This window comes from Pantoea sp. E2023-21, assembly GCF_051302795.1.
In the GTDB taxonomy this organism is placed as follows: domain Bacteria; phylum Pseudomonadota; class Gammaproteobacteria; order Enterobacterales; family Enterobacteriaceae; genus Pantoea; species Pantoea ludwigii_A.
Genome location: NZ_CP195344.1, coordinates 2,550,977 through 2,565,126 on the forward strand (window position 1 = coordinate 2,550,977; position 14,150 = coordinate 2,565,126).

The window sequence follows — 14,150 nt, forward strand, 5'->3', positions numbered from 1 at the left end:
AATTGCGTCTTACGTCACACAGAAAAGAAAACTGGTCATTAAAATACAGTTATTTAGTGATATTAATCACAAATAAACCCAATTCAAGCCGGGAGTCGCCTGAAATGTCATTGTTATTATTATCACAAAAATGGGCGCAAAAGTGTACTTTACGCTCTATCAATGTAGCTAATCAGGCGTAAGGCAGCGTAAATGCAGAATCTGTCGGGGGAGAATCAGACCGGGATCGCAAACAGGCGCAGGCTGTTTTGCCACAGCGCGTCGGCAATCACGTCGGGGGATTCGCTGCGCAGCTGACACAGCACGTCAAACACGTTGCGCGCACGTTCCGGGCGATTGGGCTGGCCCTGAAAACCTTGCAGCGGCATATCGGGCGCGTCGGTTTCCAGTAAAAGGGCATTTAGCGGCAGATTGGCAATGGTATGACGGGTTTTACTGGCGCGTTCATAGGTGATGGTGCCACCAACGCCAATCGCATAACCGAGCTGGATAAAACGCTCCGCCTGCTGCTGGCTGCCGGCAAAGCCGTGTACCACGCCACGGCGCGGCAGATCGTGACGACGCAGATGCATAGCTAACTGGTCGTGGGTGCGCCGCGAATGCAGGATCACCGGCAGATCGTATTGCTTCGCCAGCCTGAGCTGCTTATCCAGCAGCCGCGTCTGTTTAGCGAATTGCGCATCCTCCATGTAGAGATCGAGTCCGATCTCGCCAATCGCCACGCGTTTGCTATCTGGCTTTTTCAGCCAGCGCTCTAATTGATCAAGGTGCGCATCTTCCTGATGCGCTGAAATATTGATCGGATGCAGGCCGAGCGCGGCATACAGCGCCGGATACTGCTGCGCCAGTTCTGTCACCCGCTCAAAACGGCTGGCATCCACGCTCGGTACAATGATGCATTCCACGCCCGCCTGCGCAGCGCGCGCAATGCTAGCAGGCGCGTCGTCAACAAAGGGGGGGAAATCAAAGTGGCAATGTGTATCGATAAACTTCATGCCAGCGAACCTTTATCAAAATCTGCATCGTTCTCCGCCAGAGCGGGCGTAATCAGCGCACGATTATCCGGTTCGTTGGCCACCGCTGCCGGCGGCATTACCGTCGTTGGGATAACCAGCGGCTCGGCATCACTCAACCATTGACCGAGCGTGGCGAGGAAATAGCGCCCGCTGCGGCGGCCTAAATGGTAATCCTGATTCAGCGATGACAAGCGGCTGCCGAGCGCCATGCTCGCCAGCGGCTTCGGCGGACAAATTTCGATGATGCGCAGGTTATCCGGCGGCTGCTCGATATACTGCTGAATCTCGCGATAGCTCTCTTCATGCTGATGCAGGATGTTGATCATCGGCTGCAATGCGCTATCGGACAAAAAGCGCTCCATGCGTTTAAACCATTTCGGCGTGTAGGACATCTGCGATGGCACGGTACGGATCACCACAATGGTATCCGCGCCACGGCGCGCGGCTTCGCGCACCGGAATCGCATCGCTGATGCCACCATCCAGATAACTCACGCCGTCCATCTTCACGCCGCTGCGGTAGAAGCCGGGAATCGCACTTGAGGCTTTAATGATGTCATGCCAGTTGGTGCTGGTCGGATTGAAGTATTCAGCGCGGTAATCGTCGCTGCGGCAGGCGCACATATAGAACTCGCTGCCTTTGGCAAACAACCCTTCAGCGGTGTTGAGCGCCAGCGGAAACTCATTTTTGGTGATATCAATCAGCCAATCGAGATCGATAAGGTGCCCGCCGCGCACGAATCGTAGCGGATCAAAAAACAGTTTGCTGGTGGTGTAACGGGAAATTACGCGTCTTGCGTAGCCAGGTTGGCCACAAACAAAAGCTGACAAGTTTTGCGCCCCGGCAGACGTGCCGAGCAACAGTTGAAAGGGATTAAAGCCTGCACGTTGGAACTCATCCAGCACACCTGCGGTAAAGATGCCGCGTTGGCCGCCGCCTTCGCACACTAAGGCGATTTTATTGGATTTGAAAGGGGTTAATGCTAGCGGTTCAAATGAACCTAATGTCAGTGGAATACGCGTTCCCAATGGATGTCCCTCAGTGTTTGCTCTGAGGGAGTCGCCTTAGGCAACATCCCGGAGAACCAATCATTGTCGTTCCCTGACCAATTGCCTCAGCAATCGTTGCGGCTCCACAGTATGCCGCAAATGACTGGTCTCCGCTTTAGATGACTCGCGGGTTGACGTCTATGACGCCATTAGTCAGGGTCGTTTGCGCCCGGTAAACAGGCTCACGAGGAACAGAATAATACCGACAATGAAGACAATTTTAGCTGCCCATGCTGCCGTACCCGCCAGACCGCCGAAACCTAATGCTGCAGCAATCAGAGCGATGACCAGAAAGATAATACCCCAACGAAACATAAGCCTCTCCTTTACCATTGTGAAAATCGAACTGCTTATTTACACCTTTGTTTTTATTACGAATCGGCATCAGATGATGCCGAATCGCTCGCGTTAAGACTTCACCTTCAGGTCATTCTTCACGCTTTTCACGCCTTCAATGGCTTTGGCGATTTTCTCAGCACGATCAGACTGTGCCTGGTTCGCCACGTCCCCAGATAACTGCACCACGCCATCGGTGGTTTCCACCTTAACGTTGCGCGATGGCACGATGTCATCTGCTAGAAGCTTAGCTTTAATTTCGCTGGTGGTGGCGGTATCGCCCGCATAACCCTTCAACGAAGCATTTTTGCTGTCTTTAACGTGTAGTTTGTCACTGACGGATTTCACACCTTCGACTTTCTGCACCAGCGCGACGGCTTTTTCAGCCTGATCCTGAGAAGCGACGAAGCCGCTCAAGGTCACTACGCCATCATGCGTTTTGACGGAGATATCCGTGCTTTTAATCGCTTCATCATCCACCAGCGCCGCTTTGGCTTTAGCAGTGATGCCGCTGTCATCCATATAACCATCGACTTTTTTCATAGAGCTATCGATTTTCGCACCCGCGCTGTCGGAGGTTTGCTGTGCTTTCTGCGACATTGATTCATCTGCAAACGCAGCACCGCTCAGCAGAGCAGAACCCGCCAGGGCAGCAATCAGGGTTTTGGCAATCTTAGTCTTATTCATCGATATCATCCTTCTATCAGTTAACTCATCCGTTTTTGCGGATGCGCCAGCAACGAACGGCGTTGCTGAGTTACTGGACGTAATGAAACCCGAAAGGTCTCTTTTCTCGTCCGACAGGATAATAGTAGTAGGGATTACAGCTTTTGCTGGCTCTTGTGGTTGATATATCGCCAAAAAGAGAAAAATATAGCGGAATTAGGAGGAGTCTGTAACACCTAAAAAAAGGGCCAGTGAAAATCACAGGCCCTACCGATAACGCCGATTAGTGCTCGCGCGTTTTGCGGAATCTCACGTCAGGATAGCGTTCCTGGGTGATGTTGAGGTTCACCATGGTTGGCGCGATATAAGTGAGATTGTCACCGCCATCGAGCGCCAGGTTCACTTCATTTTTACGCTGGAAATCATCGAATTTTTTCGCATCATCACACTCAACCCAACGCGCGGTTGAGACGTTGATGGCTTCGTAAATCGCTTCAACGTTGTATTCGCTTTTCAGGCGCGCCACCACCACTTCGAACTGCAGCACACCGACTGCGCCAACGATCAGATCGTTGTTATGCACCGGGCGGAACACCTGCACCGCGCCCTCTTCAGACAGCTGAACCAGCCCTTTCAGCAGCTGTTTTTGCTTCAGTGGATCGCGTAAACGAATGCGACGGAACAGCTCTGGCGCGAAGTTCGGAATGCCGGTGAACTTCATGTTTTCACCTTGGGTAAAGGTGTCGCCAATCTGAATGGTGCCGTGGTTGTGCAGACCAATAATGTCGCCCGGATATGCTTCTTCAACGTGCGAACGGTCACCGGCCATAAAGGTCAGCGCATCAGAAATCACCACGTCTTTACCGGTGCGCACCTGACGCAGCTTCATGCCTTTTTCGTACTTGCCGGACACCACGCGCATAAAGGCGACGCGGTCGCGGTGTTTCGGGTCCATGTTTGCCTGGATCTTAAACACGAAGCCGCTGAATTTTTCTTCTTTTGCTTCCACCAGACGCGTGTCGGTATTGCGCGGCATTGGACGCGGTGCCCAGGAAACCAGGCCATCCAGCATATGATCGACGCCAAAGTTACCTAACGCGGTGCCGAAGAATACCGGGGTGATTTCGCCGCTCAGGAACAACTCTTGATCGAATTCGTGCGAAGCGCCCTGCACCAGCTCCAGCTCGTCGCGCAGCTGCTGCGCCAGATCTTCGCCTACCGCCGCATCCAGCTCTGGATTTGCCAGACCTTTAACGATGCGCACTTCCTGAATGGTGTGGCCCTTACCGGTTTGATACAGATAAGTTTCGTCGTTGTAGAGGTGATAAACGCCTTTGAACAGCTTGCCGCAGCCAATCGGCCAGGTAATAGGTGCGCAGGCGATCTTCAGCTCACTCTCCACTTCATCCAGCAGTTCCATAGGATCGCGGATGTCACGGTCGAGTTTGTTCATAAAGGTGATGATCGGCGTATCACGCAGGCGCGTGACTTCCATCAGCTTACGAGTACGATCTTCGACACCTTTCGCGGCGTCGATCACCATCAGGCAGCAGTCGACCGCCGTCAGCGTACGGTAAGTATCTTCGGAGAAGTCTTCGTGTCCTGGGGTATCCAACAGGTTCACGAGGCTATCGCGATACGGGAATTGCATTACCGAGGTGGTGATGGAGATACCGCGTTGTTTCTCCATTTCCATCCAGTCAGATTTCGCGTGCTGGTTGGAGCCACGGCCTTTGACGGTACCGGCGGTTTGAATCGCCTGCCCGAACAACAGCACTTTTTCGGTAATTGTGGTTTTACCGGCGTCCGGGTGCGAGATGATCGCAAAGGTACGACGGCGCGCCACTTCTTCTAAAAAGGGAGCAATAGACATGAGTGAATTCTTCTTCAAGGGCAACACGCGGGCGGCGCGCTGCGAATAAATCGTTTCGGGGTCATTCCGCGGGAAAACGCGACCAATGGTGACGCAATGGCGTCGGTTCACAGCAAGAGGTGCGCGATCTACATTGGCGGCAGTCCTGAATCCCGTCAGTATTGAGGCGGCATAGCATACAATATTTCGCCGAGGGGGGAAATCGTCAGGTAACAGGGCTGAGGGATTGCCGTTGTAGGGTCGCCATTGATGGCGACCGACCCACATTTCAGCCTAAAACCCGCACCACTGCCGCTTTGAAGATCTTCACGCCAATCTCCAGTGCGCTCAGCTCAAAGCGCATCTCTGGATGATGCAGGCCCGGTACCAGATTGGTTCCCAATCCCCAAAACCCGGCTTTCACCTGCGGATTTTTCACCGGATAATAGAAGAAATCTTCGCTGCCCGGCGTGGTTTTGGTATCCAGCAAACCCTCTTCGCCCAGCACATCGACAATCGCCGCGCGAATCACGGCGGTAGCTTCCTCATGAATCTCGGCCGCTGGCATCTCTTTCAGCACCACCACATCAGCCGTGGCACCCAGCGCCGCCACGCTGTGCTGAATCGCCAGCGTCACCTTCTCTTTCAGCACATCCATTGGCGCGTTTTCCTGCGACCGCAGATCCCACACCACGCGCGCTTCATCCGGCACCGAATTAGTCACGCCCGCATCGCACAGGAAGCGCGTGGCTTTGACGCTCCAGGTTAAACCCGGCGGCAGATGGATGGCGTTGACGGCCTGCACCGCTTGCACCGCCGCATCCAGCGCGTTGACACCCAAATGCGGCCGCGCCGCATGCGCGGGAGCACCTTTGATGGTGGCTTCCAGCGTGCTACAGGCAGAATAGATCACCGCAGGCGTCGCCTGACCTACATGGCACTCTTCCAGCGGACGCACATGGAAGCCGAGAATCATCTCCACATCCTCCAGCGCACCGCCCTCAATCATCGCCAGCGCACCGGCACCCAGTTCTTCTGCCGGCTGGAACAGCAGCTTAAGTCGCCCTTTCTTGATCGCGCCCTCTTTCAGCAGCTCTTGCGCCGCCGTCAGCACCACTGACGAATGGCCATCGTGACCGCAGGTGTGGCGCGCACAGGGCTCGCCGTTAATGATGTGGCCGAGCGCATCCATATCCGCACGCAGCGCCAGCACCGGACCGGGCACGCCGCTGTCGATTTCCGCCACAATGCCGGTGGTGTTATTGATGCCGCGCGTGACCTTAATGCCGGCGCTTTCCAACTGATCGGCAATATAAGCGGAGGTTTTGAATTCCTGAAAACCCAGTTCAGGGATTTCATGCAGATAATGGTAATGCTCTAAGACGTTCGACACCGCTAAGCTCCTGACAAGTAAAGGCAAGCCTCAGCATCGCCCGATGTGCAGCTATAATCAATCCAACGTGAATGAAAATTAGTCAAACATGAGAACTCTTCGCATTCAACAAGTGGAATAATTCCATTTACAATCAATAAGATAAATTCAACCTTTTTGCGAAAAACCCTTCACAAAAAAGTATAGATTGATGCATAATTCGCCGTACTTCACCTTATAAATTAAAAAGGAATCAGCCATGTTAACTGCTGAAATGACCTCTCGATTAAACGATCAACTGAACCTGGAGTTCTTCTCTGCCAACCTGTATCTGCAGATGAGCGCCTGGTGCAGCGATAAAGGCTTCGAAGGCGCGTGCTCGTTCCTGAAAATGCATTCACGCGAAGAGATGGAGCACATGCAGCGTCTGTTCGAATACCTGAGCGATACTGGCGCGATGCCGGTATTGGGTTCGATTGCCGCGCCGCCGATTAGCTGGAACTCGCTGAACGACGTATTGGAAGATGCGCTGAAGCACGAGCAGCTGATCACCAGCAAAATCAATGAACTGGTTCACTCGGCGCTGACTTCGCAAGATTACCCAACCTTCAACTTCCTGCAGTGGTATGTGGCAGAGCAGCATGAAGAAGAGAAATTGTTCAAAACCGTGCTGGATAAACTGGCGCTGGTAGGCAACAAAGGCGAAGGCCTGTTCCTGGTCGATAAAGATTTGGGTCACATGACCGTCGACGGCCACGGCGCATCATAAAAATAAGATTACACACAGCAAATTAAATAACGCCCGCTATCGGGCGTTTTTTTATGACTGTTTTCGGCAGTGCGCAATAAATTGTGCCGCTACAATACCTGCACGAATCTGTAGCGACGCGATTTTACTCCAACGCTTTCAAGCGCAATTCCGATGGCTGCGGACGACCAAAGAAATAGCCCTGGAACAGCGTACAGCCCTCTTCGCGCAGCTTGGCATACTGCTCGCTGCTCTCCACGCCTTCGGCGGTGATCTGAATATCGAGGCTGCGGCTCATGCCGGTGATGGCGCGGATAATCGCCAGCGCCTCGCGGCTGTCGCCCATATCGTTGATGAACGACTTGTCGATTTTGATTTTGTCGAACGGGAACGAACGCAGATAGCTGAGCGATGAGTAACCGGTGCCAAAGTCATCCAGCGCAATCTGCACGCCGAGGGTTTTCAGGCTTTGCAGCGTGCGGATATTGCCGAGCGTATCGTCCAGCAGCACTGATTCGGTGATCTCCACTTCCAGTCGATGTGGCGCGAGTCCCGATTCACGCAGCGCCCCTTCAACCACCGACACCAGCGAGCTATTTTTGAACTGCAGCGGCGACAGGTTGACCGAGACCGATTGTTGCGTATTCCAGCTTTGCGCTTCGCGGCAGGCCTCATATAACGCATAAGCACCGAGCATATGGATTAACCCCGTCTCTTCAGCGATCGGGATGAAATCGTTTGGCATAATCAGCCCTTTAATCGGGTGATGCCAGCGCATCAACGCTTCGTAGCCAATAATGCCCTTCTCATCGGTGATCGGCTGATAGTAAAGCTTGAGCTGTCGGCCAGTGATCGCCTCACGCAGATCGTTCTCAATCACACGACGACTGCGCGCCTGATCGTCCATCTCCAGCGTGAAGTGTTCAAAGCGATTGCGCCCGTTGCGTTTGGCTTCGTACAGCGCCATATCCGCACAGCGCAGCATATGTTCCGGCGTATTGGTGGCTTGCGACGTCAATGCAATCCCGACGCTTAAGCCCACCGACAAATTATGCCCTTCAACATTAATCGGCGGGCGAATCGCCTCAATCAGCCGCTGTGCGACGACTGCCGCTTCATCCGCGCTGCGCACGTTGGGCAATACAATAGCAAACTCATCGCCGCCAATACGCGCCAGCGTATCGTGATCGCGCAGCACACTGCGCAGGCGTTTTGCCACCACGCGCAGCAGCTCATCACCAATCTGATGGCCGAGCGCATCGTTGACGTTTTTAAAGTTGTCGAGATCAAGACACAGCGTGGCGCTAACTTGACTGGCGTGGCTGTCAACGCGCAGCGCTTCACTCAGCTTCTGGCGGAACAGCACGCGGTTTGGCAGGCTGGTGAGATTATCGTGATGCGCCATATGCCGGATGCGTGCATCGGCTTCTCGCTGATCGGTCACGTCCTCGACGATCAGCATCACGTAGTTTTGCCGCATATCTTTGCCGCTGATGGTGGTGGCGCGCGTATGCAGAATGCGCTCGCCGCCCGCCGTTAGCAGCAGCTGTTCGCGCGAATGAATGCCTTCGCTGCGCAGCGCCACATCCGCCAGGCTGTTGAAGTAATCACCCAGTTCCGCCGACATACATTCGTGCGGGCGTTTATGCATGATCAGCGCTTTATTGATGCCGAACAGTTGCTCAGCTTTGTCATTCACCATCAAAATTTCCCGGCTGATGGCGTCTTCGACAATCACACATGAGGGAATATTGCTGATAATGGTATCGAGGAAGCCCGAAAGCTCGGACATTTTGGCACTTTGCGACTGCGCCAAATCCCGCGCGCGCAACAACTGCTGTTCGTTTTCACGACGTTCGGTGACATCGCGGGTGATTTTGGCGAAACCAATCAATATGCCGGTTTCATCATAAATCGCCTCAATGACCACGTGCGCCCAAAATGCCGAACCATCTTTGCGGTAGCGCCAGCCTTCATCTTCGAAACGACCGGTTTTTAATGCAATGCCCAGATTCGCTTCAGGCATGTTGGCATTTCGCTCGGATGAACTGTAAAACACCGAGAAATGCTGACCGATAATCTCGTCAGCAATATAGCCTTTGGCGCGCTGGGCACCAAAATTCCAGTTCACCACGCGGCCCTGCACATCCAACATATAAATGGCGTAATCGCGCACGCCTTCCACCAACAGACGGAAGTTTTTCTCCTGCTCGTGTTGTTTGCGCAGCAGCGCCTGCTGCTCGGTGCAATCACGGGTGATTTTGGCATAGCCGATCAGCTTGCCAGAATCATCACGAATCGCATCAATGATGACATGTGCCCAAAACGCGCTGCCATCTTTCCGATAACGGTAACCTTCATCTTCGAAACGGCCGGTTTTAAAGGCGGTAGAGAGGTTTTTTTCCGGGATATGGTTTTTCCGATCCTGCGCGCTGTAGAAACGCGAGAAGTGCTGCCCAACGATTTCTTCGGCCACGTAGCCTTTCGCGCGCTGTGCGCCTACGTTCCAATTTTCGACGTTGCCTTCCAGATCGAGCATGTAGATGGCGTAATCGCTGACGCCTTCCACCAGCATACGGAAACGCTGTTCCTGCTCGCGCTGTTTGCGTTGCTGTTCCTGCTGCTCGGTGCAGTCGCGGGTGATTTTGGCAAAGCCTAACAGCTCGCCAAACTCATCGCGTATCGCATCAATGACAACATGCGCCCAAAATGCGCTGCCATCTTTGCGGTATCGCCACCCTTCTGTTTCAAAGCGCCCGGTGGCTGTCGCTATCGACAGTCCGCGCTGTGGCGCACCGTTTTTACGATCGTCTTCGCTGTAGAACAGTGCAAAATTTTTCCCCACGATCTCATCGGGCGTGTAACCTTTGGCGCGCTGTGCTCCCGCGTTCCAGTTGGCCACGGTGCCATCGGGTTTGAGCATGTAAATGGCGTAATCCACTACGCTCTGCACCAATAATCGGTACATGACGTCAGAGTTATTATTCATCATTATTCGCCTATTGCTGGCCTGGTATCGTCGACAAAATTAAGAAAATTCTTAATTATCCTGCAGACTTAAGCGCAAATACGCAGCGCTGACAAGCGCTATTCGTCCACAGACAAATGTTGGTAGGTCAGTTATCGGCAATGGCGAGAAAATGTTCAGCGGGATACTTAACCCATCATCATACGTTGACGGTGATGCGCGTTACGCTTGCCACGGTAGAATGCCGTGCGGCAGGCGTCGGGTCAGACGTGTTGCAATGGCCATTAATAAGCAAACCACCACGATCATCAGGCAGCCTACTGCAGCAGCCAGCGAAGCGGATCCGCCTTCATCGAGAAACACAATGGTCGGTCCGATGGTTTGCGTTTGCGAGGTGACCAGCAGTACCGAAACCTGGATTTCATTCAGTGCGGTGAGAAACACCAGAACGCTGCCCGCCAGCGCGGACGGCGCCGCCAGCGGCAGCAAAATATCGCGCATGCGGCGCAGAAAACCGGCGCCGCACAAGCGTGCGGCTTCATCTAATGCCGGCTCGAGCTGGGCAAACCCGGCCAGCGTTGGGCGCAGTACCAGCGCGAGGAAGTTCGCCAGATAGGCGGCAAGGATGATCCACACCGTGCCGTAGAGCGAGACATTGACGATCGGCAGCGGGCGCAGGAAAAACAGCATCGCCGCCACACCGGTGACAATGCCTGGCAGCGCGTAGGTCAGTTCACTCGCTAACCACAGTCCACGCACCAGCTTCGTGCGACGCCAGCTGAGGAAGTAGGCGAGAAACAGCGCGCAGATCGTCAGAATCATTGCCGCCAGCGTGGTTAATCCAAGGCTGGTAACAAACGCCTGTCGCACCGCCGGATAGCCCCACAACGCTGCGCGAAAGTTCTCCAGCGTCAGCGTTTGCCAGCTGAGCGCCTGGCCAAAACCGCTGGTGAGCGCAGTGATCAGCAGCGCGCTCAGCGGTAACAGCAAGGTCAGCGCCATCCACAGCCAGGCGACGCCTTCAATCGCCACGCGACCGCGACCCAGCGATTGCTGCCACAAGCGCGGTGCGCCATTGACGCGCACATCATGGCATCCGCCCAACCAGGCGCTGGCCGCCATACCCACCAGCGTAATCACTGCAATCAATAACGCATACACCGCGGTATTCGGCAGCGCGCTCGGGCCAATGCCATTCAGCTGTTGATACACCAGCGTGATCAGCGTTGGCACGCGCGCCGGAATCCCCAGCATCGCCTGAATGCCGAAGTTGCCTGCCGCCGCGACAAAGGTCAGCGCGGCACCGGCAAAAATCGCCGGGCGCGCCAACGGCAGCACAATGGTGAACAGTATGCGCGCGCGTGACGCACCGCTGGCCTGCGCCGCTTCCACCAAATCGGCAGGTAAACGGCGCAAGCCCGCGCGCACGGTGAGAAAGACCAAAGGCGCATTGTGCGTGCCGAGCAGTAGCACAATGCCGGTTAACGAGTAGAGCGGCTGTTCGCCCGGCGCAAACCACGGCAATCCGAGTGTGGCGAACAGCAGCGCCAGCGGACTGCCTGGTGCCAGCGCCTGCAGCCAGGCCAGTGCCGTCACCTGTGGCGGAATCATCAGCGGCAGGATGAACGCAAACACCCAAGCGGTTTTGGCGCGTAGATCGCTAAGCGCCACCAGCCACGCGGCGGCGGTGCCCAGCACCACCGAAATCAAGGTCGAGCTAAGCGCGATAAGCAAGGTATTACCGCTGGCGATCAACACGCGATCGCTCACCAACAGGCGCGTTAAGCGCGCCATGTCCGGCACGCCTTGCGGCGCGATGGCGGTCCACGCCAGCCGCGTCAGCGGTGCCACCGACAACAAACCAATCAGCAGCACCATCAGCGTCAAAACCAGCCGTTCGCTGTTGAAACGGAAACGTTTACCGCCGCGCGCCGCGCTACGCCATTCATTGCTCACTACACTCATGCTTAGCCGCCAAACAGCGCGGTGAACCGATCGCGCACCGCCGCATCTTCTTTGATCGCTTTCGCCACGTCCGGCGACAGCAGCTTGATTTGATTAATCGGCGTGAAGCCTGCCGGTGCTGCGACGCGGTCATCCACCGGACGATTGCCCTGCTCGACCACCAGCTTCTGGCCTGCCTCAGAGAGCATAAAGTTGACGAAGGCTTTGGCGGCCGGCAGGTTGTGCGCGGTTTTCATGATGGCAACCGGTTCGGTGACGTACGACACGCCCTCTTGCGGATAGACCAGATCCACCGGTGATCCCTTCTTCTTCGCCAGAATCACGTCGGCATCGGTGATGATGCCGTATTTATCCAGCCCGCTCGCCACCGCTTTCAGCGCCGGGCCGTTACCGCCTTGCGGCGCTATGCCGATGGCCGCCAGCTTCTGGTAAAAGTGCCAGCCAATCGACGGCGTGTTGATATCGGTGTGCAGCTTGTAGAGCGCCGCGCCGGAGTAAAGCGGGCTTGGCACCGCAATCTGCCCTTTGTTGGCCTCTACCGCCAGCGCGTTCCAGCTATCAATCGGCTGTGCGTGCTGGGTATTGTAAGCGATCACCGTGGCGATGATTTTGGTACCAAAGAAGGTTTTGTCTTTGTCGTAGAACGACGGATTGATGTGGCTGAGTGGCGCATCGCTGTAGCTGTAGAGGTGGTTTTCATTTTTCAGCGCACCGAGGTTAATGGCGTCGGCAATCAGCAGTACATCCGGCTTAGCCTCGCCGCTCATCATTTCGGTGCGCAGCACGTTCATTAACTGCGTGGTGCCGTTGCGCGTCCACTCGACCTGCACATTGGGATTGGCGGCTTTAAACGCATCCATGGTTTGCTGGGCAATTTCTGGCGCCTGCGAGGTATAGACCACTAATTTTCCCGCTGGCGCCTCGTCAGCCTGGCTTGCGGCTGAAAGAAGTAAACCACTGGCTAACATCACAACGTTGAACGACGTACGCATAGCATTTCCCTGAAGTATTTGAACGTTAAGAAGGAAGAATCCAGCCGTCGCGCAGCGCCACGCCCAGCGTGGCGTCGACAACGGGTAACGGTTGATCGGCCAGCAGCAGCGTGATGCTGTATTCAGGCGCCAGCAACGGCGTGACATTGAGTTGATGATGGCCGCCGCGATAAATCACCCGCTGCACGCGCACAGCAAACTGCGGTTCACCCGGTGCGGCCAGGCGAAAATCTACCGCATGAAAACTGGCTTGCGCCTGCGGCTGCGGGCGCTGATGCGGTGCGCAGCGTAATGGCACCCGCAGGCCGCAAAGCGTGGCGTAAGCACGGCCTGCGCCCAGCGGTTCGATATCGCTGATCGGCAGCACTTTGCCGTCGTCAATAAATCGCGCGACCATGGCATTTGCCGGTTCGCGCCACAGCGTTTGCGGCGTGGCAAACTGCATCACGCGTCCGGCATCCATCACCACGATGCGATCGGCCAGTGCCATCGCTTCATGCTGATCGTGGGTGATGTAGAGCAAGGTCGCGTGGCTATGGTGATGGAAGCGGCGGAACTCTTCTTCCATGGTGGCACGCAGGTGGACATCGAGGTTGGCTAGCGGCTCATCAAGCAACACTAACGTCGGCTGCGCCACTAAACAGCGCGCCAGTGCCACACGTTGACGCTGGCCACCGGAGAGATCGGCCGGACGGCGTGTGGCGAAGGCTTCCAACCCTACCAGCTCCAGCGCCTGCTGCGTACGACGCTCACGTTCAGCACGCACCACGCCGTTGACCTTCAGGCTGTAGGAGACATTTTCCGCCACCGTCATATGCGGCCACAGCGCGTAGCTCTGAAACACCACGCCAAGCTGACGATCTTCCGGCGGCAGATGCACGCCTGGCGCGGCAAAGCAGCGGTCGCCCACGTGAATTTCCCCGGCATCGGCGGTTTCAAAACCGGCCAGCAGGCGCAGCAACGTGGTTTTACCGCAACCCGACGGGCCCAACACGGCGATAAATTCTCCCTGCGCAATCTGCAGCGAGATGTCTTGCAATACCGGCTGCGCCACAAAGGATTTGCACAGCCCGCGCAGTGTGATTGATGCCATGTTTCTGGCCTTTCGCTAACAGTCCGGCTAAGACCCTACGACACTGTGATGACGATTCCATGACATTGAGCCCGGTCGCCATAAATGGCGCCC

11 protein-coding genes are annotated in these 14,150 nt (G+C 55.5%); 1 reads left to right on the forward strand and 10 read right to left on the reverse strand.

The features are described from left to right. Positions 1–215 precede the first annotated feature (215 nt). From ACRQ84_RS11900 to ACRQ84_RS11925, 6 genes are all read right to left on the reverse strand, one after another. A complete protein-coding gene (locus ACRQ84_RS11900) occupies positions 216–995 on the reverse strand; it encodes a TatD family hydrolase (RefSeq protein ID WP_483816168.1) in 780 nt (259 codons plus the stop codon). Continuing rightward, positions 992–2,044: a patatin-like phospholipase family protein gene (locus ACRQ84_RS11905; RefSeq protein WP_483816169.1), complete on the reverse strand. Its 1,053-nt coding sequence runs from the start codon at positions 2,042–2,044 to the stop codon at positions 992–994. The genes ACRQ84_RS11900 and ACRQ84_RS11905 overlap by 4 nt, the downstream gene beginning before the upstream one ends. Before the next feature lie 174 nt (positions 2,045–2,218). Then, the gene (locus ACRQ84_RS11910) at positions 2,219–2,380 is read right to left on the reverse strand and encodes a DUF1328 domain-containing protein (RefSeq protein WP_007893192.1); all 162 of its coding nucleotides are present in this window, start codon (positions 2,378–2,380) and stop codon (positions 2,219–2,221) included. 93 nt (positions 2,381–2,473) lie between these two features. Next, entirely contained in the window at positions 2,474–3,088 is a 615-nt protein-coding gene (osmY, locus tag ACRQ84_RS11915; protein WP_064738526.1) for a molecular chaperone OsmY, read from the reverse strand. 262 nt (positions 3,089–3,350) lie between these two features. Further along, entirely contained in the window at positions 3,351–4,940 is a 1,590-nt protein-coding gene (prfC, locus tag ACRQ84_RS11920; RefSeq protein ID WP_483816170.1) for a peptide chain release factor 3, read from the reverse strand. Between the two features lie 268 nt (positions 4,941–5,208). After that, on the reverse strand, positions 5,209–6,312 hold the full coding sequence (locus tag ACRQ84_RS11925; protein WP_064738524.1) for a M20 peptidase aminoacylase family protein: 1,104 nt from the start codon (positions 6,310–6,312) through the stop codon (positions 5,209–5,211). 238 nt (positions 6,313–6,550) lie between these two features. Here ACRQ84_RS11925 and ftnA point away from each other — a divergent pair, with 238 nt between their 5' ends. Further along, complete coding sequence (gene ftnA / locus ACRQ84_RS11930; protein WP_064738523.1) at positions 6,551–7,060, forward strand: non-heme ferritin; 510 nt, start codon at positions 6,551–6,553, stop codon at positions 7,058–7,060. Positions 7,061–7,184: 124 nt separating this feature from the next. Here the strand turns inward: ftnA and ACRQ84_RS11935 are convergent, their stop codons facing one another. The 4 genes from ACRQ84_RS11935 to ACRQ84_RS11950 form a co-directional block, all read right to left on the reverse strand. Next, the gene (locus tag ACRQ84_RS11935; protein ID WP_483817918.1) at positions 7,185–10,028 is read right to left on the reverse strand and encodes an EAL domain-containing protein; all 2,844 of its coding nucleotides are present in this window, start codon (positions 10,026–10,028) and stop codon (positions 7,185–7,187) included. A gap of 201 nt (positions 10,029–10,229) precedes the next feature. Next, positions 10,230–11,972, reverse strand: a complete 1,743-nt coding sequence (locus ACRQ84_RS11940; RefSeq protein WP_483816171.1) for an ABC transporter permease — start codon at positions 11,970–11,972, stop codon at positions 10,230–10,232. A gap of 2 nt (positions 11,973–11,974) precedes the next feature. Further along, positions 11,975–12,964 carry an ABC transporter substrate-binding protein gene (locus ACRQ84_RS11945; protein WP_483816172.1) on the reverse strand — a complete coding sequence of 330 codons (990 nt, stop codon included), beginning with the start codon at positions 12,962–12,964 and terminating at the stop codon, positions 11,975–11,977. A 25-nt stretch (positions 12,965–12,989) separates the two neighbouring features. Further along, complete coding sequence (locus tag ACRQ84_RS11950) at positions 12,990–14,057, reverse strand: ABC transporter ATP-binding protein (protein ID WP_483816173.1); 1,068 nt, start codon at positions 14,055–14,057, stop codon at positions 12,990–12,992. Between the last annotated feature and the right edge of the window lie 93 nt (positions 14,058–14,150).